Source organism: Vibrio sp. YYF0003 (assembly GCF_036350715.1).
GTDB classification, from domain to species: domain Bacteria; phylum Pseudomonadota; class Gammaproteobacteria; order Enterobacterales; family Vibrionaceae; genus Vibrio; species Vibrio natriegens.
This window is the reverse complement of the sequence record NZ_JAZDWA010000001.1, coordinates 1420522-1442279: the sequence shown is the minus strand read 5'-3', so window position 1 is coordinate 1442279 and position 21758 is coordinate 1420522. Positions and strand designations below refer to the sequence as shown.

General features: G+C 44.7%; 23 protein-coding genes. 13 read left to right on the top strand and 10 right to left on the bottom strand.

Annotated features, from left to right (window positions below; translation table 11 throughout):
• Positions 1-275 precede the first annotated feature (275 nt).
• Positions 276-1433, top strand: a complete 1158-nt coding sequence (locus V1U08_RS06240) for a GGDEF domain-containing protein (RefSeq protein WP_330470195.1) — start codon at positions 276-278, stop codon at positions 1431-1433.
• Positions 1434-1459: 26 nt separating this feature from the next.
• On the opposite strand, the gene V1U08_RS06235 is transcribed toward V1U08_RS06240, so the two are convergent.
• Together V1U08_RS06235 and ppnP are read right to left on the bottom strand one after the other, a co-directional pair.
• A complete protein-coding gene (locus V1U08_RS06235) occupies positions 1460-1744 on the bottom strand; it encodes a hypothetical protein (RefSeq protein ID WP_330470194.1) in 285 nt (94 codons plus the stop codon).
• Between the two features lie 272 nt (positions 1745-2016).
• Complete coding sequence (ppnP, locus tag V1U08_RS06230; RefSeq protein WP_014233458.1) at positions 2017-2301, bottom strand: pyrimidine/purine nucleoside phosphorylase; 285 nt, start codon at positions 2299-2301, stop codon at positions 2017-2019.
• 516 nt (positions 2302-2817) lie between these two features.
• On the opposite strand from ppnP, the gene V1U08_RS06225 reads away from it, so the two are divergent.
• Positions 2818-5367, top strand: a complete 2550-nt coding sequence (locus V1U08_RS06225) for a glycosyl hydrolase family 18 protein (protein ID WP_330470193.1) — start codon at positions 2818-2820, stop codon at positions 5365-5367.
• 102 nt (positions 5368-5469) lie between these two features.
• Here the strand turns inward: V1U08_RS06225 and V1U08_RS06220 are convergent, their stop codons facing one another.
• The gene (locus tag V1U08_RS06220) at positions 5470-6327 is read right to left on the bottom strand and encodes an alpha/beta hydrolase (protein ID WP_239950767.1); all 858 of its coding nucleotides are present in this window, start codon (positions 6325-6327) and stop codon (positions 5470-5472) included.
• Positions 6328-6457: 130 nt separating this feature from the next.
• Positions 6458-7048 (bottom strand): TetR/AcrR family transcriptional regulator, encoded by a 591-nt coding sequence (locus V1U08_RS06215; protein WP_329354522.1) that lies wholly within the window; start codon positions 7046-7048, stop codon positions 6458-6460.
• 250 nt (positions 7049-7298) lie between these two features.
• On the opposite strand from V1U08_RS06215, the gene V1U08_RS06210 reads away from it, so the two are divergent.
• On the top strand, positions 7299-8324 hold the full coding sequence (locus V1U08_RS06210; RefSeq protein WP_330470192.1) for an acyltransferase: 1026 nt from the start codon (positions 7299-7301) through the stop codon (positions 8322-8324).
• A 411-nt stretch (positions 8325-8735) separates the two neighbouring features.
• Positions 8736-10166 (top strand): sodium:proton antiporter NhaD, encoded by a 1431-nt coding sequence (gene nhaD, locus V1U08_RS06205; RefSeq protein WP_014233453.1) that lies wholly within the window; start codon positions 8736-8738, stop codon positions 10164-10166.
• A gap of 2 nt (positions 10167-10168) precedes the next feature.
• Here the strand turns inward: nhaD and V1U08_RS06200 are convergent, their stop codons facing one another.
• Positions 10169-10564 (bottom strand): GFA family protein, encoded by a 396-nt coding sequence (locus V1U08_RS06200; RefSeq protein WP_330470191.1) that lies wholly within the window; start codon positions 10562-10564, stop codon positions 10169-10171.
• A 336-nt stretch (positions 10565-10900) separates the two neighbouring features.
• On the opposite strand from V1U08_RS06200, the gene V1U08_RS06195 reads away from it, so the two are divergent.
• The gene (locus V1U08_RS06195; protein WP_014233451.1) at positions 10901-11509 is read left to right on the top strand and encodes a YitT family protein; all 609 of its coding nucleotides are present in this window, start codon (positions 10901-10903) and stop codon (positions 11507-11509) included.
• A gap of 120 nt (positions 11510-11629) precedes the next feature.
• Here the strand turns inward: V1U08_RS06195 and V1U08_RS06190 are convergent, their stop codons facing one another.
• Together V1U08_RS06190 and V1U08_RS06185 are read right to left on the bottom strand one after the other, a co-directional pair.
• Positions 11630-12112 (bottom strand): methylated-DNA--[protein]-cysteine S-methyltransferase, encoded by a 483-nt coding sequence (locus V1U08_RS06190; protein WP_330470190.1) that lies wholly within the window; start codon positions 12110-12112, stop codon positions 11630-11632.
• A complete protein-coding gene (locus V1U08_RS06185; protein ID WP_330470189.1) occupies positions 12109-13476 on the bottom strand; it encodes a DNA-3-methyladenine glycosylase 2 family protein in 1368 nt (455 codons plus the stop codon). Before V1U08_RS06185 ends, V1U08_RS06190 begins: the two co-directional genes overlap by 4 nt.
• 194 nt (positions 13477-13670) lie before the next feature.
• On the opposite strand from V1U08_RS06185, the gene V1U08_RS06180 reads away from it, so the two are divergent.
• The 3 genes from V1U08_RS06180 (at position 13671) to V1U08_RS06170 (ending at position 15444) form a co-directional block, all read left to right on the top strand.
• Entirely contained in the window at positions 13671-13874 is a 204-nt protein-coding gene (locus V1U08_RS06180) for a hypothetical protein (RefSeq protein WP_014233448.1), read from the top strand.
• Between the two features lie 350 nt (positions 13875-14224).
• Positions 14225-14668 (top strand): DoxX family protein, encoded by a 444-nt coding sequence (locus tag V1U08_RS06175; RefSeq protein ID WP_014233447.1) that lies wholly within the window; start codon positions 14225-14227, stop codon positions 14666-14668.
• A gap of 80 nt (positions 14669-14748) precedes the next feature.
• Entirely contained in the window at positions 14749-15444 is a 696-nt protein-coding gene (locus V1U08_RS06170; RefSeq protein ID WP_330470188.1) for a pirin family protein, read from the top strand.
• Between the two features lie 63 nt (positions 15445-15507).
• Here V1U08_RS06170 and V1U08_RS06165 read toward each other — a convergent pair whose 3' ends face one another.
• Complete coding sequence (locus V1U08_RS06165) at positions 15508-16401, bottom strand: LysR family transcriptional regulator (RefSeq protein WP_014233445.1); 894 nt, start codon at positions 16399-16401, stop codon at positions 15508-15510.
• A 148-nt stretch (positions 16402-16549) separates the two neighbouring features.
• Here V1U08_RS06165 and V1U08_RS06160 point away from each other — a divergent pair, with 148 nt between their 5' ends.
• Entirely contained in the window at positions 16550-16903 is a 354-nt protein-coding gene (locus V1U08_RS06160) for a DUF413 domain-containing protein (RefSeq protein WP_014233444.1), read from the top strand.
• A 153-nt stretch (positions 16904-17056) separates the two neighbouring features.
• On the opposite strand, the gene V1U08_RS06155 is transcribed toward V1U08_RS06160, so the two are convergent.
• Positions 17057-17308 (bottom strand): DUF3081 domain-containing protein, encoded by a 252-nt coding sequence (locus tag V1U08_RS06155; protein WP_014233443.1) that lies wholly within the window; start codon positions 17306-17308, stop codon positions 17057-17059.
• A gap of 380 nt (positions 17309-17688) precedes the next feature.
• Here V1U08_RS06155 and nagB point away from each other — a divergent pair, with 380 nt between their 5' ends.
• A complete protein-coding gene (gene nagB / locus V1U08_RS06150; RefSeq protein WP_014233442.1) occupies positions 17689-18489 on the top strand; it encodes a glucosamine-6-phosphate deaminase in 801 nt (266 codons plus the stop codon).
• A gap of 72 nt (positions 18490-18561) precedes the next feature.
• Here nagB and V1U08_RS06145 read toward each other — a convergent pair whose 3' ends face one another.
• Complete coding sequence (locus V1U08_RS06145; RefSeq protein WP_330470187.1) at positions 18562-19428, bottom strand: glycerol kinase; 867 nt, start codon at positions 19426-19428, stop codon at positions 18562-18564.
• A gap of 193 nt (positions 19429-19621) precedes the next feature.
• Between V1U08_RS06145 and V1U08_RS06140 the strand changes: the two genes are divergently transcribed.
• The 3 genes from V1U08_RS06140 to V1U08_RS06130 are packed head-to-tail and all read left to right on the top strand — an operon-like array spanning position 19622 to position 21677.
• Complete coding sequence (locus V1U08_RS06140; RefSeq protein WP_014233440.1) at positions 19622-19993, top strand: GntR family transcriptional regulator; 372 nt, start codon at positions 19622-19624, stop codon at positions 19991-19993.
• Entirely contained in the window at positions 19990-20847 is an 858-nt protein-coding gene (locus V1U08_RS06135) for an ABC transporter ATP-binding protein (RefSeq protein ID WP_330470186.1), read from the top strand. The genes V1U08_RS06140 and V1U08_RS06135 overlap by 4 nt, the downstream gene beginning before the upstream one ends.
• Positions 20847-21677 (top strand): hypothetical protein, encoded by an 831-nt coding sequence (locus tag V1U08_RS06130; protein WP_014233438.1) that lies wholly within the window; start codon positions 20847-20849, stop codon positions 21675-21677. Before V1U08_RS06135 ends, V1U08_RS06130 begins: the two co-directional genes overlap by 1 nt.
• The last annotated feature ends 81 nt before the right edge of the window (positions 21678-21758 follow it).

The following is a 21758-nucleotide window of genomic DNA, read 5'->3' as shown; positions in this document are numbered from 1 at the left end:
GCAACAAAATTTCGTCGAAATGAGTAATATTTTTCTTATCTCACGGTCACTCATTGACGATATGAAAGGCACTTTCTCGACGTATACAAAAAACAATAGCTGAAGAGCGTATGACCCACGTGAAACATCATCGCCGCCTCGAAAATCTACTTTTAATTCAATTACTCATCGCCATATTCAAAATGATTTACTTCACAGTTAGCCGAACTTTTATTCTATCTATCGCTCAGTTAACAACTAGAATAGAGTTAAAACTATAAAGTTAGGGATACAAGATGTCGACATTGGCAGGGGCACGCTTAGAAGAGATGGCGGATATCCGCGCAACGAGAAAAAAGAAGATTGTTTTTATATGTTCGAGCATCGCCGCCACTTGTCTAGTCTATGGTGCGATTGTTCAAGCATTTGAGCAGCACTGGGGGCTGTGTTTGCTCCATGCTTTATCTGCGCTTGCCTGCTTTGCGATTTGCTACATGATAAAAGTACAAAAGCATCACCAGTATGCCGATCTACTTTTAAGCGCAGTACTCATGCTAGAAGGTTTGCTGTTACTACTGTTTAATGACGCGCCTTCAGGGAAGATCTTGTGGCTGTATCCAATTGTCGCGACACTCATTCTTATCAACGAGTTTAAAGTTGGGCTTCTCTTTAGCTGTACCTATATACTCTTTATTTTTTTCGGCATCGCTTTTCTGGATAGATTACCAACCGCCACTCCTATGATTGAGCGTCGGTTTATGTTGACGTTGATTGCGATTAGCTTTGTTTGTCATACATTTTCTTATTACTACGCCAAGGTTTTGAATTACATTCAAGTCCTCTATCGAGAAGGCATTGAAGAACTGGCCTATTTTGACCAACTGACCAGTTTGGCCAATCGCTGGAGCTTTGAAACTTGGGCACGACAAAAACTGAGCGAAATCGATCGCTATCAAACCAAAGGTTTGACCGCCGTTATCTTCCTCGATCTCGACAACTTTAAACTCATCAATGACAACTATGGCCATGACGTTGGTGATCACGTTCTAAAGACATTTGCATCTCGATTGAAAGAGAGCGCTCACTTAGCTGGCCACACTCCCCCGAAGAATGATTATTCTATCGCTCGGTTTGCCGGTGATGAATTTGTCCTGCTACTACACGATGTGCCTAACAAAGAAAGTTTGGACGAAGTGTTAAAACGCATTGTTAATGTATTCTCAAACCGCTCTCTAGATTACGACCTCATTAATGAAATCACGATGAGTGTCGGGGCGGCGATTTATAAACAAGATGCAAACGACTTATCGGAACTGATTCGATGTGCAGATAAAGCCATGTATGTAGCAAAACACACCGGAAAAAATCAGTACGCCTACTATGAAGATTGTGTGCAGTTGGAAGAATTGAGCACCCAACAGTTGCGCCAACCAGAAATCGGAGAGGTTTATTAGCTCGTCGAGTGAACGTTTATAGAATACTAATAAGCGAACCAATACGTCGCCCATAAACCAACAAGCAGGATAACCACTAACCAGATGACTTGGCTTGCGCGTCTGGTTTTTCCTTGATGTGGAGCCTCGTTAGGTTTGCAGGTTTGTTGACTCAATTTACCCACCAGCTCGTTATCTAATACTCGTTTATACAAATCTCGCCGCTTTTGCGCAGCATTCGCCACTGCTGTGAAGCGTCGTCTTTGCTCTGTAGTAAAATCCTTAGCCTCGTAACGTGGAGGGAGATCAGTGTGTTTGCGTTGTACTGACATCATTTCCTCCTTGGATTGATGAGTACTCTCTAGGGTCTGTTTATCTTTCGTGGTTAATTTTTGTTCGAGATAAAAGCGCTTTAATCGCGGCGAGAGGTTTGTAGCTTAGTCATTCTAAGTAAAGCACCTCTCAACAAAGAGTATAGCGCTTTTAGCCGAACCCTTTGGGCAGCAACTGCTGCAAAAATCAGCTAGAAAGGTCAACAGACCCTAAGTATACACACAAAAAAACCACCCGAAGGTGGCTTCTATTCACGGTTCAAGACGGTGTTTTATAGATATTCACACAAGTACGCTGTCGCATCTTTAACTTGTAGTTCAAACGATGAGTTGCCTTCAACGTCAAAAGACTCACCGCTGTTGTATGTTGTCCAGTCAGTTTCACCTACACGTTTAACAATAAGGGCACCTTTCACTACTGTCATGCGTTCTGGAGCTTGTGTACCAAACGTGTACTCTCCTGGAAGCATCACTCCGACACTCACTTCTTGCTCGTGTTGACTAAAACCTAGTGACTTCACACCGCCTGCAAAATAGCTGTTTTCCTTGATACTCATTATCAGTTCCCTCATTAAAAATCTGACCTTTTTTACCCTGTTTTTCTCCACGACTCAAGCCCATAAAGCCTTCTAATTAAACATTAGTGACAAATAGGTTCATAACTAGGTTTTCTTATCATGCATAGCACATCAAAACCGGTGATTATTTAGGCATAAAAAATTGGCAATGTGGCACCTGAACCCTAACTCTCTTACGCCTTTAGATACAATAATTCCCAAGATATTCAGACAAATAAATACGCTTCATTTTGTTTTTTCTTTAAGTGCGTAAACGATAAATACTGCTTCTGCAGAATATTTTTAGATTATTGACTCAAGATTGTATTTCACGTGTAACAGCGTACGAGTTTTATTTAACTTCTCTCAAGTGACTCGAAAAACGCTTTGATTTTTTTTGACGAAAAAAAACTCTCTGAAATGCTAAACGTGATGCTTTTGCAGGTGGTGCCGGACTTTGGCGTAAGAGCAGATTGTGTTTGTGATAGAACATGAATCTAAGGATAGAGAGAAGTTATGATTCGATTTAACCTATGTGCCGCAGGCGTTGCTTTGGCATTATCCGGAGCGACTGTCGCTGCTCCAACTGCACCAAGTATTGATCTATATGGATCTAACAACCTTCAGTTTTCTAAAATTGAATTGGCCATGGAAACCACATCCGGTTACCACAATATGGTGACCTACCATGACCAAGCAAAAATTGCGGTGACATTCAACCAGTGGAGCGGCTCGACGGGCGACACATACAACATCTACTTTGATGGTACCCAAGTTGCCACTGGCACCATTACCAGTAGCCAAACCACCGCCCAGTTCGAATATGGTCAAGGCGGTTTGTATCAGATGGAGATCGAAGCGTGTGATGAAACAGGTTGTGCGAGAAGTGCACCAGCTGAAATTACCATCGCTGACACTGATGGCTCGCACTTAAAACCGCTTACGATGAATGTGGATCCAAACAACAAATCTTACAGCACAGACCCTAGCGTGGTGATGGGGACTTACTTTGTTGAGTGGGGCATTTATGGCCGTAACTACACCGTCGACAATATTCCGGCAGACAACCTAACCCACATCCTTTACGGCTTCATCCCAATTTGTGGCCCTAATGAATCCGTTAAATCCGTTGGCGGGAATAGCTTTAACGCCTTGCAAACCGCCTGTAACGGCGTACCTGATTATGAAGTCGTTATCCATGATCCATGGGCAGCGTACCAAAAGAGCTTCCCACAAGCCGGTCATGAATACAGCACTCCGATCAAGGGTAACTACGCAATGCTGATGGCCTTGAAACAACGTAACCCTGAGCTGAAAATCATCCCATCGATTGGTGGTTGGACTCTGTCTGATCCATTCTTTGATTTCGTCGATAAAGCCAATCGAGACACCTTTGTGGCTTCCGTTAAAAAATTCCTCAACACATGGAAGTTTTACGATGGCGTCGACATTGACTGGGAATTCCCTGGCGGCGGCGGTGCAGCGACAGACCGAGGCGACCCCGTCAACGATGGCCCCGCATATGTTGCTCTAATGCGTGAACTGCGTGCAATGTTGGATGAGTTAGAGGCAGAGACAGGCCGAACATACGAACTCACTTCAGCCATTGGTGTGGGTTACGACAAGATCGAAGACGTTGACTACGCGGACGCAGTCCAATACATGGATTACATTTTCGCGATGACCTACGACTTCTATGGCGGTTGGAACAACGTACCGGGGCATCAGACCGCCCTTTACTGCGGTTCGTTCATGCGCCCAGGCCAGTGTGATGGCAGTGGTGTTGATGAAAACGGCGAACCGTTCAAAGGGCCAGCCTATACTGCAGACAACGGTATCCAGCTTCTTCTCGCCCAAGGTGTCCCTGCCAACAAGCTCGTACTCGGCACTGCTATGTACGGTCGTGGCTGGGAAGGGGTAACACCGGACACTCTAACCGATCCAAATGATCCAATGACAGGTACTGCAACTGGCAAGCTAAAAGGCAGTACCACACAAGGTGTCTGGGAAGCTGGCGTTATCGATTACAAAGGCATTAAGTCATTCATGCTTGGAGCGAATAGCACTGGGATCAACGGCTTTGAATACGGTTACGATGATCTGGCAGAAGCGCCGTGGGTATGGAACCGCTCAACGGGCGAGCTGATTACTTTTGATGACCACCGTTCCGTACTAGCAAAAGGCAACTACGCTAAAACGCTTGGGCTTGCGGGTCTATTCTCCTGGGAGATTGATGCAGATAACGGCGATATCCTCAATGCCATGCACGAAGGTATGTCTGGTGCGGTTATTGAGCAGCCAAACCGCGCTCCAACAGCAACCGCTGGCGCAGATCAATCCGTAGCAGGTCCTACAACCGTGACGCTAAATGGCAGCCAGTCCACCGATTCTGACGGTACGATCGCCAGCTACGCTTGGGAGCAAATATCGGGTACGGCAGTAACCCTGACCGGAGCAAATAGTGCGAGCGCAAGCTTCGATGTGGCGGAAGTAACCGCAGAAGAACAACTGACGTTCAAACTCACAGTAACAGATAACGAAGGTGCAACCGCTTCTGATCTTGTTGTGGTCACCGTGAAGCCAGCAGGCGTTATCGAACCACCTCAAAACACAGCGCCAGTTGCACAAATCACCGCTCCAGCAACAGCGAATGCAGGTGAGGTTGTGGTTATAGACGCGTCGGGATCTAGCGACGCGGATAACGACACACTCACATTTAGCTGGACGCTACCACAAGGTTTAAACGCGACCGTTGAAGGTGCGAAAGTGACCTTTACTGCTGCTGAGTACTCCCAGGATACCAGCCTAAACTTCACGGTGAGTGTGAGTGACGGTGAAGCATCCGCGACCGCAAGTACAACCATAGTCGTTGCACAATACACCACAGATCCAAATACGGGCACATGTGATAACGCTTGGGATTCAGATGCGGTTTACACAGGGGGTGATCAGGTGACGCATGCTGGCAGTACTTGGGAGGCGAAGTGGTGGACTCGCGGCGAGGACCCAACAACGACAGGTGAATGGGGTGTTTGGAAACAAGTAGGCACAGCGAACTGCAACTAAGCCGCACTAGCCAGGCTACTTTCTACAAAGCTAAAGCATAACCATGATGTATAAAGGACAAGAGCAGCACTCGCTTCCTTGTCCTTTATTTTTATAAAATCACTACGCTTTAGATTCGATTAAGCGGTCAAAACTTTGGAACACTTGCTCGCACTTCATGACTCGGCCATGGCCTTGACCTTGCGTGGTGACCAACTCAACATTGGCGATGTCCTCCGCCGCTTTTGCTGAGATACTGTGTTTAGTGAACTTATCTTGCTCATCGTGAACAATAATCGTCACTGACTCACGCTCAGAAAGGCGTTTTAGTGGGTCAATTGACTGTAACGGGTAATCAAACTGCGCTTCTACTTCTGACACCACTGCATTGAACAGTTTCATGGAATAGCCCGAGCGCGCGATACTGCCAAACAGGTTTTCTACATAGTTTAGAACAGGCGCGATGAGCAAAAATGGCTTATTCTCCAGTTTGCTGTGACGACATTCCAGTGCAGAAGCGGTACCCATGCTGTGACCAATTACTCCCGCAATGTCATCAACCGAATCCAACACATCTTCAAGACCACGAATAAAACCGGGAATGTGACCATACCGACCTTCACTCTCACCATGAGCAGGATGGTCGTAAGCCAGTGCGGTAAAGCCTTTCGCGGCGATATGTTCCATCAGAGGAAAAAACTGGCTCGCGGTTCCCGACCAACCGTGAGTCAGAACCCAAATAGGGCCAGTTCCAAGTGAGTAGGTTTTAATCACACCATCAAACCCTTGGATCTCCCCTTTGACCAAACCTTGAGGATCCGCATTTTTCGGTTTAGTACGAACAGGCGTAAGAAGAAGCTTTCTTGCAGTACTTTTGGCGTGTGACGGTGCCAGAGTGTGATGTAGGCGGGTACTGATATTAACCAAGCTACGTTTAACGCTAAAGCGCTGCGATGTATTAAAGTAAATTTTGTCGCTCATGATCTTTCCCTTAACTAGCAGCACAAAATAGAACGGTCGTGCTTTTTGTGCTGATAAGAAAGAGCGAACTCTGTCGCCCTCTCTAAAGTTTTGAATGTGTTTGTGTTTTAACAAACTGGAAACGGGATACTTACGCCTTCCAGCGAGCAAGCAAGTTATCTATCCCTTGCCAGAACAGTCTCTGACTCTCTGCCTCGCCCTTAATCGAATAAAACACATGCGCGCTTAGATACTGCCCGTACAAATCAAAGATTGCCTGCTTGGTGTCTAAATCACTTGAGAACTCACGATTATCTTTACCTTTCGCGATTTGTATTTCTAAGTAGTTCAACCATGTATTGATCGACTTTCTCAATGCCACTTGTAACGGACAATCATCCGCTGCAGTATCGTTCCAGGCATCAAGAAACATACAACTACCCTGAAAAGAATGGTTCCAAGTCATCCATGAATCTAACAACCCACGAATTTTTCTCTCTATGTGGTCATCCCCTAGCTCCCGAACAGGTTCTATCACCCGAGAAGTAAAGACTTGATTCGCGTGCTCGAGTACCGAAAGCTGCAAATTCAGCTTAGAGTTAAAATGAGCAAACAGGCCACTTTTCGACATCCCACACAGCTTTGCCAGTTCACCAATGGTAAGGCTTTCCAGCCCCTGTTCACTGGCAATCTCAAAGGCTCTTTGCAGAATAAACTCTTTCGTTACTTTTCCTTTTTTCATAACAGTATTTTTAGCACGGTCGTTCTTTTATGCAAGGTTTAGTGTTCTGGTCTAACCATTCATTGGCAAGAACAATTGCAACGATCGGTATATTGAGTTCCGTGATAGGTATATAAATGAGAAGCTTGAACCACGTCTGAATTTAAAACATTACCTGTCACCAAGAGAGCATGAGTTGATTTCTTCACGTACACCGTTATTCGGGAACTGTTACTTTCGCTGAATAGTTTTATGTTCAGGTAAGTAATTTATGACAACCAAAAAGAAGATCGCCAGTTTAGAATTTGCCCGAATCATCGCCATGTTGGCGATAATTGGTCTTCACTGTCAAATGGCTCTCACATACTGGCAATGGGGAGAGGTGCCCTGGGTCGGTTACATTATTAACCAGATGTCACGTTTTGCGGTTCCTTTGTTTTTCCTTATTTCTGGCTATTTGATTCAGCCCAAACTCAGTACCAATCCAATTAAAACACTGAAGAGCTACGCCAAACCGTTAATCAGGATCTGGGTGGTGTGGAGTGTAATTTGCCTAGTCGTACCGTTCCGATGGCAAACTGTCTCTGAAGCGGGTTATTTAGCAGAGCGACAAGGTTACTGGGATTATCTGATGCAATCCCCGATTAACTCATTGCTAGAAGGGGGCTTGGTTCACTTGTGGTTCCTGCCGGCACTCCTGATAGCCGTGACACTTATCGCTTTTCTGGTCAAAGCTGGGCAGTCACGACTCCTACTTCCTATCGCTTTATTGTTTTACGTGTATGGAGTTTTAGCAGGAAGTTACTCTACATTAACTGAACTGCCAGCTCCCTTTTTCACTCGCAATGGCCCTTTCTTTAGTACATTACTGGTTGTACTGGGTTATCTCGCCAGAGAGAAACAATGGCAATGGTCTAGCAGCAAAGCCTTATTCCTGATGGTGATTGGTTTGGGGCTTCACTTTGCAGAAGCCAATCGACTGATGCAACACAACGTTATGTTTAACACTCATGATTTCTTATTTGGGACCGTTATTTGGTCACTTGGTATTTTCATGTGGCTACTTGCTAACCCCAATTTTGGCAATATGTCATGGGTGCACAAGTGGTCACCGAGCATCTTAGGTATCTACGTTAGCCACTTACTGGTGGTAATTATCATGATGAATGTAGCAGGCATTCTCCTATTACAAGGTTTAGTTAAAGATGTTTTCATTTACTCAACCACCATTGTCGCCACATTGCTTTTAGTCAAAAGTATTGAGGCTTCACCACTCAGAAAACTATTACTAAGATAAATCAATTAGATGCGAGCCATAGCTTGCTCTGACACGTTCGTTGGGGCAAGCCAAACAAAAATGAGAGTGAGCTCTCACTGACTATAATTTAGCGCTATGAGCCTCAATAATTTTGTCGATACTCACAAAAAACATTGAGCATTTCCTTTAGATTTACCCAATAAATAAAACACTGCTCATTTAACGGAGGCTGTATGTGGGCATCTCAAGGAGTCACTCCTTTTTTAGAAATAAGCCATTGGCTGACTTACGGTTTGTATGCCGCAGCGATTTTATGTTGCGTAGCGGGTATCGTGTCACTAAGAAAATAGTGGCATAACGCCCGGTTCCTAACGTTAATTCGAGCTTTCTCACAACTAACCTCTTAATTTATGGCTACTATTTCTCCAACAAGACAAGGGAGAAATGTCTATGCCAATTTACCCAATTGTGGCTTTCTGCTGTTTGTTATTCTCAAGCTCCAGCATGGCTGCGGTCACCAGCGAGCTCAACCTAGTTAATTCTACCGTTGGCTATACCGCTCTAGTTCTGTTTTCTATTGCTTACGCTCTGGTTATGCTGGAAGAGTATCTCAAGATGAGAAAATCCAAACCTGTGCTGCTTGCAGCAGGGTTAATTTGGATTCTGATCGGGTACACCTTTACTCAACACAACCAACAGGATGTCGCTAAAGCTGCGTTAGAGCACAACTTGCTTGAATACGCAGAATTGCTGCTATTTCTATTAGTGGCGATGACTTACATCAACGCCATGGAAGAGCGAAGACTCTTTGACTCTTTACAAGCGTGGATGGTGGGTAAGGGTTTCGGCTTTAAAAAGCTATTTTGGCTGACAGGTTTCCTCGCATTCATTATTTCACCCATCGCAGATAACTTAACGACGGCACTGTTGATGTGTGCTGTAGTAATGAAAGTCTCTGGCGACAACCCAAAATTCGTCAATCTGGCTTGTATCAATATCGTCATCGCCGCCAACGCGGGCGGTGCATTCAGCCCTTTTGGTGATATTACAACGTTAATGGTCTGGCAAGCGGGTCACGTCAGATTTTCTGAATTTCTTCCTCTGTTTATCCCTTCTTTGGTCAACTATTTAGTCCCAGCCTTTTTGATGTCGCTGTTTGTACCAAACACCAAACCCAATACCAAACATGAGCACGTGGAGCTGAAACGCGGAGCAAGACGCATTGTTCTGTTATTCATTCTGACCATCGCTACCGCCGTCTCTTTCCATGCCGTGCTGCACTTCCCTCCTGTGATAGGCATGATGATGGGCTTGGCTTACCTGCAATTTTTTGGCTATTTCCTACGTCGGACACTCAAGCAGTCTTTAGCGAAAAAAACGGCAATCGCGATTGCGAATGGCGACGAGCAGGCTCTGAAACGTATCGGTTCCGTCGTGCCGTTTGATGTGTTCCATCGTGTGTCACGTGCGGAGTGGGATACCTTACTCTTCTTCTACGGAGTCGTAATGTGCGTTGGTGGGCTTAGCTTGCTTGGTTATTTAGAGCTGGTTTCTCATGTGATGTACACCGAATGGAATCCAATGTGGGCGAACGTAATGGTTGGCATACTTTCAGCCATCGTGGATAACATTCCAGTGATGTTTGCCGTATTAACCATGCAGCCTGATATGTCTGTCGGCAACTGGCTGCTGGTCACACTCACTGCGGGTGTTGGTGGTAGTTTACTCTCTATCGGTTCGGCCGCTGGCGTCGCGTTAATGGGCGCAGCACGTGGTCAATACACTTTCTTTGGCCACTTAAAGTGGACACCGGTGATTGCTCTGGGTTACGCCACCAGCATCGCTGCACATGTCTGGATGAATGGTGGCTTGTTTCAGTAACGCTATCTGTCTGATGGATGGTTCACGCCATCCATCACTTCAATATCACCTAGATCGTATGGATTTACACCATCAAGACACCCGACATTGTAACCATATTCAGTAGGGTCTGAGCGACGCTGGTGATGGGTATAAATACCGCATTCGCTACAGAAGTAATGTTTTGCGGTAAGGGTATTGAACTGATAAAGCTTAAGCTTTTCTTCTCCTTTAACAATTCGAATGCCACTTAGGGGGACAGAAGCCACAATAGCACCACGCCGGCGGCACATAGAGCAATCACATCGTCTTGGTTTTTCAATGCCATTAGGTAGTGAAAGCTCTAGTTCTACTGCTCCACAATGACAACTCAGCCTGTGCATAGGGTTAATTTCAGTTGGTCCAACTCGCTTTATCATGATTTTCCTTTCTTTTTCTAGCTCAACTTTACAACGTGTACATTATGTTAAACAGGCTAACAAAAATTCAATGTTTGTTGAAAACTCGACATTGGTCACTTTTCAAGACATTTTATGCGCAAGTAACCCAGACTTAAGCGGTTTTAGTGACAATTGGGAGGCTAACGATGGCGTGTTTTTCTGAAGTATTGCCAACCTCCCTATCTCACGCAGCAGCATAACGTCATCAGGTTATATCAATACTATTGCAAATATTTTGGTGGCCACTTTGGCGACCGCATCCCCGACTCCAGCTGCCAATGTGGCTGGAAGGGTTTAAACCAAGGAAAAACTTTTATGGATAAAGATCATAGCTTTAGAGAGAACCTCTTGGCTCTGACGCTTGGCAGTGCGTTGGTGTCTTTGGGGGTTATCATTTTCAGCAAAGTTGGACTGCTGACTGGCGGCACAGCAGGTTTAGCGATATTCCTCACCAAAGTGAGTGATTTCAGTTTTGGTCAAATCTTTTTCGCACTCAACCTCCCGTTCTACATTCTTTCTGTAACACGTATGGGCTGGCGATTTTCCATCAATACCTTTATTGCGGTGACGATTGTCTCTTTCGCGGTAGACCATCTGCATCAAGTGATTGAAATTTCAAGAATCAATATGGTGTATGCGGCACTTCTGGGTGGTGGACTGATCGGTATCGGAATGTTGGTTATCTTTCGCCATAAAATGAGCCTTGGTGGCTTTAACATTCTGGCGCTGTATCTACAGGAACGCTTCGGAATCCGGGCGGGTAAAGTACAGATGGCGTTGGATTGTGCCATTGTCATCATGTCTCTGTTTATCGTGGATGTTTACATCATCGCTCTATCTGTAATGGGGGCTGTGATTATCAACTTGATTCTTGCCATGAATCATAAACCTGGCCGTTACCAACCCAAACCTCAGGAAGCATAATCGCCTGACAATGCCTGAAGAAATAGAAAAAGCCCCGAGCCAACGTCTCGGGGCTTTTTTATACTCAATAAAAGTAAGTAAGCTTAAGTTCGGTTCAGTCTGAGAACGCTCTCATCTCAATCAAAGAGGCTTGCCCTGCTCCAAAGCCAGTAACCTCTGCTTACGCTCAACGCCACCCGCATAGCCCGTCAATTTCCCACTCTTACCAATGACACGATGACAGGGAACGACGATAGAAATTGGATTTTTCCCGTTGGCCAACCCTACGGCACGCACGGCCTTAGGATTGCCTATTGAATCCGCAAGCTGTTGATAGCTCCAGGTTTCTCCGTATGGAATGGTTGTTAGTGAATGCCAGACCTGGTTTTGAAAATCCGTCCCCGAGGCCGCCAAGGGAAGATCAAACTCGTTCCTTAACCCAGAAAAGTATTCCCCTAACTGAACAACGGCCTGATGCAAGATTGGCTGGCGATCATCGCGCTCACCCAAATCATCCGGTTTTGTTGTACAGGTTTCAAACCAAATACCAAGTAAGCCGTCAGAGTTAGCTTGTATCGTCACGGTGCCTAACGGGCTGGGCATTTCGGTATAGATTGTTTTCATGATTGATTCCATAAATGAAAAGTTGCGTAACTTCCCCAAGGTGACGCGGTATGGCTATTGAGAGACGGGAAGCGCTGCATTGCCTTTTTTACGACTAAGTCGTTATGCAAAAAACAGTCAGGGTGAGACTCTCCCCGAAGCTCGGCATAACTCACCGTCCAGGGCCCAATACCTTTAAGTTTTAACCATTGCTGTGGTTCCGCTTGTGGATTATCCAACATATATTGCGCAAAGGTCACTAACGTATTCTTTCGACTCTGAGGCATGCGTAAAAAACCCACGTCCGCATTCACGATGTCAATTGGTTCAGGAAAATAACTCACTTCTCCTTCTGCACTGAGTTTATCTACCAGCAGATTCAACTGGCCAATCGCCGCTTTAACCGAAACTTGCTGGCCTAAAATTGCCCGAACGCCCGCTTCCCATGTACTCCACACGCCAGGTATCCGAATACCACTACTCTTTACAACCCCAGGGGCAACATAACTGAGATGCCGCTCTATCGTGCAAATATCAGCGTCAAGATCAAACATTCGGCGAACACTGGTCACCAAATTCTGTAATTTGGCGACGTCTTCAATTTCGAAATCCAGTTCGAGATGGCTTTCACCTTTCGTCGCTTTAAACCACGCTTTGCTTCCTGTGATACAAACCGTACGGCTGTAACTGTTTTCCGTTAGTACTTCCACGCCCTCTATCGCCCTTAAACGATAAAAGTCCAACATATGCTGCCAATTAAATTCGCCGCGAAACGGTAACACGATCCGATTCGTTTCCATTTTTTCAAACTCATTACGCCTAACCTGAGACGGTGTCAATTTGAGAAACTTTTGAAAAGCATCATTAAACCGGCGCGTGCTGTTAAAACCTGCGGCAAAGCCCACTTCTGTAACAGACATCGAACTCGAATGCAGTAACTGTTTGGCAAACATCAATTGCTGATATTGAGCATATTGCTTGGGCGACATACCTAGGTACTGTTCGAACAACATTCTCAAATAACGATCAGATATTCCTACACGCTCTGCTAGTTCACACACCGAATGATGATGCAACTCCCCCTTATCAATCATAGAGATAGCGCGTTGAAACGTGGTTTCTACTCCTCTCCAGGCCCACGAACCAGGCGCACTATCAGGTCGGCAGCGCAAACAAGGGCGATAACCTGCCTTAATAGCCTGAGTTTTGTCCGTAAAATATTCGACATTCTCTTCTTTCGGTAAGTTAGCTGGACATATTGGTCGGCAGAAAATACCGGTTGTTTTAACACCAATATAAAATCGACCATCAAAACGGCTATCACGTGACATACGCGCTTTCTGACACTGCTCAAACGTCAATGACGTGTAGGGGTGTATAAGCATGATGCTGTCCTTGCTTGCACAATCTTAACGAGCAGTTCATCTGCTCAATGGGCTATATGATCATTGTAGAACGAGGTGTTTACTGAGGTTAGCCATTTTCGGAACTCAATATTGAGAATAGTTGGCATTAGCGTATTTCTACACTAAAGTTAAGACCAGAACATCACAACAACGTCGGCTAAAAGGGAATTGGTATGGACTTACACACATGCGTAATTGTGCTTAGAAACCAAAAGGTTATTACGAGTAAATCCGTTGATCATTCTATCGGAATAATTGAGCGAGACTCAAATAACGAGATTTCAGAAATTCAAATCAATACTACCGATGGGGGTAATATTAGGACTTATCACTACAACAATGTAGAGGAGTCGCTTGAAAGTTTGATGAATCTCTAATTCTTGTTCCCGAGGAAGCCTCCTCCCTCATTAATATCGAAAAAATAGAGCACACGCCCCCGTGCTCTATTTTTTTGTTCTAGTTTCATAGATTTATCACCAAAGTTAATCCCCCCTCTCTTTCGAAAAAAATGACATAGTGATTAAGAAACCTCGATTTTTTCAGGAAAAAAAACACCAAATACAATCTTAATAAACTGATTTAAAAGGTAAAAAACTACTAGTTCGAATTTATTGAACTAGAGCATCAAATAACCCCAATTTTTTATCGTATAAACCCGACCTAAACTGTACTCAACAGCAAGGGAGAATGGACTCCCGCTCAAAAAACATCGTATGAGGACAGAATTATGAAAGCACTTCTACAAAAAATTACCGCATCAAACGCAGGTTTCAGCACGCTGGCACTTCGCATTCCTATCGGCATCATCTTTATGGCACACGGCTCTCAGAAGCTATTTGGCTGGTTTGGTGGCTACGGACTGGAAGGCACTGGTCAGTGGATGGCATCGATTGGCTTAGGTCCTGGTGTTTTAATGGCTTTCTTAGCAGGTAGTGGTGAGTTCTTTGGTGGTTTGTTTATTCTATTAGGCTTACTGACTCGACCAGCAGCGACCGTACTTTCTTTTACCATGCTTATCGCTATTTTCTCGGTTCACTTCGAGAACGGTCTGTTCCTGGCAAACAACGGTTATGAGTTTGGATTAGCACTGTTAGCAGCAAGCGTTTCTCTGATTTTCTCAGGTGCTGGTAAAGCTGGTCTGGATAACCTTTTAAACAAGAAGCTTTCTTAATTTCCCTTTTTAGAAGTACGGTTCAGAGTGCAGTTCCACTCTGAATCCCATATCTGAACACGAATACTGAGGAAACACAGATGATCACAGTGCGACACGCAAAAGATCGAGGAAGAGCTGATTTTGGCTGGCTGGACAGTAAGCATACTTTTTCTTTTGGCAGCTACTACGATCCTCAACACATGGGCTTTTCGGATCTCCGTGTGATCAACGACGACATAGTCCAACCAGACGCTGGCTTTGACACTCATGGTCATCGAGACATGGAGATCATCAGCTATGTACTTGAGGGCGTAATTGCTCACAAAGACAGTGAAGGTAATGTGCAGAAATTACCCTCGGGTGAATTTCAATTAATGTCGGCAGGTAAGGGGATCTACCATAGCGAATTTAACGCTTCGGACACCGACCCTCTGCGTTTTCTCCAAATCTGGATACAGCCAAACTCATTTGGAAACAAACCGGGTTACCAACAAAAGAATTTTGGCCAACACAGCGGACTCACGCCCATTGCGACGCCAACAGGTGAAAATGGCACCCTACACATCAAACAGGATGCGCGTTTATACCAGTTGATTTTAGACCCAAACCAAGAACTGACGTTTAGCGTTGAGCAAAGCAGAAACCTGTATGTTCATCAGGTACGAAGCACGCTTGATGTCGACAGCACAACATTGGCTGAAGGTGATGGTGCGAAGATTCAGCAGCAAAACAGCGTCACATTTCGTAATCACTCCACGGCACAGACTCTCGCACTGGTGTTTGACTTAGCGTAAAAAAAGCCCCTGATATCACATCAGGGGCTTTTACTTTGTGTTCATTTCACAGCAAATGATGGCTTATTCGTCAGACGCACCTGATCCAATTTGCTGCAAGCTGTATGCGGTAAGGGGATCAACCTGCTTCACTATCTCTTCAACCTGCTTAATCGCCTCTACAGACGAGCTGGCTTTGCGATAGCTCAAGTAAATAGGGCGATGCCAGTCTTCCACTCCAGACACCTTGTAGAGCTGCCCATTAGCAATAAATGGCTCAACAAGAGATATCGGTAGGTAGGCGGCCCCACCCTTTTCTAGAATAAAGTCCAGTGCAATACGCGCAGTTGAGGTCCGTAAGAACGGCGCCGGAATTTTCGGGTGGCGCTCGGAATGCTCAGAAGCAAAACGGGTGCCCCAGTCAACGTATACGTATTTTTTATCAAATACCGTATCTAGCGAATCTTGTTCGGTCGATACCAGAACAAGCACAACATCAGCCACTTTTTTACAGTTCAGCTCATCCGCTTTTATCTGGTCAAAGGCAAATGCCATGTCCAGAGTACGCTCTAAAAGACTACGGCTGAGCATTTCGCGCCCCATGACTTCCGCCATAAAGCCATAGCCGCCGAAAGAATCGGTGACCACACTCAAACAGTTCTGTAGATACGCATCCCAAATATTCGGGGTGCCACCTAAGGTAAGTTGCAGCGCTTTACCATCATCGAGTGACAGTTCCAGCTTGGCTTGCTGCAATGTGGTGACCATCACCTCAGCGTAACTAATTAATCGCTCACCCGCAGACGTTAGCTTTATGTTATTGCGATCACGAATAAACAATTGAGTATCGAAATAACTTTCCAGTTGCTTGATGCGAGCGCTGACCGCTGCTTGGGTAATATACAAGTTCTCAGCAGCACGTCCAAAGTGACGAACCCTTGCCAGCTCTAAAAATGTTCGAAAGACCTTTACATCCATAAACCATCTCCTGGTTAATATCAAACCAGATTAACAACTATTTAAAATCATGACGATAAAAAAAATTTGTTTTTCTTTTGTTAGGTTTGCGCCTAATTTTCGCCTTAGTTCATTACATTCATCAATAACGGTTACAGAGGCTGTTGACATGTCTGACACTGAATTCCGTCATGGCAAAAAACGATTTTACGATAACGTAAAATTCCCACGCGGATTTGCAAAGTCTGGTGATTTTACTCTTGCAGAAGAGGAAATTCTAACAATTTATGGGGATACAATGCTTGGTCTGGAAACAGGCGAGTTAACACCGGAAAACAGCGAAGAGAAACACTTCGTTAAGGTGTTAGAACACCCAGGCAAAGCAAAAACCAAAATTGAGCGTACGTGGTTAAAATACACGCAACTCGCTCGTGGTCGTAAGCGCTTCCATACGCTAAACGGACGCAACAAGCCGGATGCAACGGAAGACTACACGGAAGAGAGTTTGGTTGAAGACGATTAATTAACCAGTATAACTATCTAATAGATAGTTAAGTCGAAGACTTAGACAAGCGTTCATTCGCCTTAAGAGTGAACGTTTGTGATTTGTTTCTTCTCCTAAAGCCCAAGGTCGCGTTCTCCCGAGGGCTTTATTTGATCATAAAACCGTGTTGGTTTACTTGGCAAGCATGGCAATCTTTTTCAAAAAACTCTCCTTCAAGTGTTCCTGATCGTATTCAAGATTGTAGGTATTGTGGAAACCAATCTTTAACTCCACACCGTTGCCTCTCAAAAATACGTTGTAGCCATCATAGTCAGAAAACGCCTCAACCCCTTCATAGATCTTCCCAAACTCAGTTGGGGTACCATTGTTCATAACATTTTCGTATGCCGATAATACTTTGCTTGGATCTAATTCGTTTTTCATAGCGAGTTCCTCACCAATACACACGCCTTAATTATGGATAAGGAACTGACACCTTGCCATTATCGAGCTTATCTGAAATCAAAACATTCTCATATCTACCGATGCTTGTGACTTTTCTGCGTCACGACCGTATTTCCACACGATGAAAAACTTAATTTCAGCCATGAAATTTACCTCAATACACTCTAAGCTAATAAGAAGTAAAAAACGGCATACTGGTCCTTTTTAGTGTTTTTTGATGGCTCATTTGTTGATAAAAACAACAACGCTCAAAGAAAAAGCAAATTTTTGACTTAAAACAATAGCAGTTGCCGATAACTTATTTTATAATGCGAATTAATGTTTCAGAACATCTTAAATTCAATTACTAGGGGCACAAAATGAGACTTATCCCGTTAACTCAAGCAGCACAAGTAGGTAAGTGGGCAGCAGCACACATCGCAAAACGCATCAACGATTTCCAACCTACTGCTGAACGTCCATTCGTTCTGGGTCTACCTACTGGTGGCACTCCTCTAGCAACTTACAACGCATTGATTGAACTGCACAAAGCGGGTGAAGTCAGCTTTAAGCACGTTGTGACTTTCAACATGGATGAATACATCGGTATCCCAGCCGATCACCCTGAATCATACCGTTCATTCATGTACAGCAACTTCTTCAACCACATTGATATCCAAGAAGAAAATATCAACTTGCTGAACGGCAATACTGACGACCACGATGCTGAATGCAAACGCTATGAAGATAAGATCAAATCTTACGGTAAGATTAATTTGTTCATGGGCGGTGTGGGTAACGACGGTCACATTGCGTTCAATGAGCCAGCATCTTCGCTTTCTTCTCGCACTCGAATCAAAACTCTGACGGAAGACACTCGTATCGCGAACTCTCGTTTCTTTGACGGCGACATCAACCAAGTTCCAAAATACGCTCTGACTATCGGCGTTGGCACACTTCTGGATTCTGAAGAAGTAATGATTCTGGTAACAGGCCACAACAAAGCACTTGCTCTTGAAGCTGCGGTAGAAGGCTGCGTTAACCACCTATGGACAGTCTCAGCACTTCAACTGCATCCGAAAGCCGTGATCGTATGTGACGAGCCTTCTCAGCAAGAGCTAAAAGTGAAGACAGTAAAATACTTCTCTGAACTAGAAGCAGAAAACATCAAAGGCTTCTAATCGCAGCACAATTTTTAGCCCACGCTAGAAATACAAAACCCGTGATCACTCACGGGTTTTTTTGTTTATCGTTTAATACGCTTTGATACCAAACTGACGTAACCGTTGTGGTAATACCTCATCTAACCTTTCGAGTTCACTAGCATCAACTTCAATCAAGTTGAATTGGTGTTGCTCATAAACAGAACGGATTGTCTCTCGGTTATCTTGGCTAATCTCACCATGATCACTTCCCCAAAACTGCAAATAGACTTTGCCAGTTGGCAAGTAGAAATCACTGGTGACATCCTGCTCAATCGGCAGTTGGCGTTCGTAAGCATGTACCACTCCAGCCAAATAGAGCCAGTTATCAATTAACAGCTCACCTTTCGAGCGCACATAATGTCCGTCTAAAGTGCGGTGTTTGGCTTCAAATTTTTGACGAAAACTAGAAAAAGATTTGTCCGTCGAGTGAGACTCCGCATCATGACCTAAAAACTCGACCACAGACTGTTTCAAGCGCTTGTTTTTCAGAACGACTTCGTGCCAAACAACAAAAGAATGTTGAGATTCCTTGTCAATTCTCTGCTTTCCTCCGGCTCGAAGCCCCGTGGCAGTCACGTTCCAGCCTGTCTCTGATTTATTGATCCAACCCAGTTCGCTCAATAGTTGATTAATGCGCTTCGGATTTAAGTTGAGCTTATCCCCTAGTTGCGTCGCACTGAGTGTTTTACCAGTCGTTGAAGAGAGTTCAATATGCAGTGTGGTTGGCCACACGATGAATTGACCAAATTTGGCATGTTCGACATATTCTCCGCCGAATTTAGCCCCCTCTTCCGTCAACAGCCATTTGTCGTCTTGACGTGTGATATAACCCGCTCGCTGAAGATCGGCGAACAATAGCTTGGCTTCTACATTACGCATTTTTGCTAATGCTGACGTCGATACTTTTTCAGACATGTTCTACCTCTGGCTGCTGATCAATTAGATGAATATTAACTTATTGATTTTATTACTTGAAGTGACACCTATGACAAACCTCTTAGACAATCAATAAAACCATGACTCTCACTCATCTTCTTACAGACCTTTCTATATAAACGCCAAGGTGTTATACCTATATATAACACTAACTTGGCCAAAGGGTTTCATCATGAAACATTGGCATGATCGCCAGCCAATTTTTCGTCAGTTGGCGGACCTGCTCACTCAGCAAATCCTGCAAGGAACTTGGAAGGAGGGCGAGGCTTTGCCTTCTGTTCGTAGTGTCGCTGCTGATATGAAAATTAACCACCTGACTGTCATGAAAGGCTACCAACTCTTGGTTGAACAAGGCGTCGTAGAAAAGAAACTCGGTCAGGGTATGTTTGTCTCATCTGGCGCAAAACAACGATTACTCGCCACAGAAAAAAAACGCTTCCTTAATGAGCAAATCCCTCAGATAGCCGACACGTTAAAGCATCTGGATATGTCTCTCGATGAACTTATCCTGCAACTCAAATTACAAATTAAAGGTGACCAATGAACGCAACCGTCAGTGTAAAGCACCTCTCCAAACACTATAGCCAACAAGGAGAAACACTACACGATATCAGTTTTGACTTGCATCCTGGTCAGGTGCTCGGCTTACTCGGTCACAATGGCGCTGGTAAATCGACGTTAATTAACGCGCTGCTCGGCGCTCATGAATATAAAGGCACGATTCGCATCAACGGCTATGAGCCCGTCATGCAACGCCACAAAATCATGCAGCACTTGTCGTATATTTCAGATGTGAATGTGTTGCCAGACTGGATGACAGTCGAACAGCTGCTGGCCTATACCGAGGGGGTTCACCCAGGTTTTGATCGTCATAAAGCCGATGCCATACTTCACCAAACTGATATCAAAGCAAAGTCTCGCATTCGCGCGTTGTCAAAAGGGATGAAAGTACAGCTGCATCTGGCGATAGTCATCGCGACCAATACGCAAATTCTGATCCTTGATGAGCCTACTCTCGGTTTAGACTTAGTTTATCGAGATACATTTTATCGCCATCTACTGGAATGGTTTCACGATGGTGAACGCATATTGATCATCGCCAGCCATGAAGTGGCCGAAATCGAACACCTGTTAACGGATGTCCTGATCCTCAAACACGGTCATTCTGTTTTGCAAACCTCGATGGATAAAATCCATGAAGACTACTTCATTCTTGATGCACAAGATCAATACCATCGACAAATTGAAGCGATGCATCCTCTCTCTTCCCAAAAAGGGCTTGGTACAACGAAGTGGTTATTCCCTTCAAGGTACGCCGCACAAGTCGATGGCTTAGGTGACATTCACGGTGTCACGCTTGCTGATCTGTTTCTCGCGTTGCAAAAAGGGGTAGCTTAATGCGTTCTATAATGACGATGTTAAATAAAGAATGGCTAGAAAACCCACTCGTGTCTCGGGTGCCATTTTTTATGTTTGTCTGTGGGACCTTGTTGTTTATCGGTTTAATGAGCAACTCGAACCTTCAGCAAAATTTCTTCTTCCAAATGAGTGTCGGCGGTGATGCCAATGGTATCCAAAAACAGCTGGGGGAAGAGTTAAGTTCTCTCATTGCGGGAGGTGCAGGCTTACTTTCCATTCTACTCGGTACCCAATATTTTCCAAGAACGCTACGCAAAGAGCGTTCAGAAGGCAGTATCATGTTCTGGCGTAGTATGCCGATCAGCGATGTTCAGACGCACGTCGTCAAGCTCGTCTTTGGACTGTTAGTGATACCTTTAGTGTGTTCTGCCTTGGTGATCATTGCCGATTTTATGTTGTGGTCACTCAACGTATCCACCAATCATCAAATCGGTTTCTTGTATCGCTACTCATCAGTAGGCTATGTCTTACTGCATTGGAGTGAGTTTCTATTAAGGATGGGGTTGGCTGGTTTTCTGCTGCTACCTTTGGCTTTAACCACCATGGTTATCTCACAGAAAGTAAACTCACCGCTGGTGATCTTATTTATCGCTATTTATGCGCTGCGCTGGATGCCGATCGCTTTGTTTGGTTATTACGGAGTGGATCAGTTCTTTTCTGAGATATTCACCCTGCCTTTCCACGCGATCATCGCGCCAAATCCACTGGATGCAGTAGCTGAAGTTGGAAAAACTAATCTCGGAATTTATGTCTTTATTGGCTTATTAGCCTGGGCAGCATGCCTGAGAGTCAGCCGAACCATTCAATAGCGGTAGAAGCTCGACGCTGAACTCAAAAACAAAAAATGGTCACAACTTTCGTTGTGACCATTTTTTCACTTCTCTTTTCTC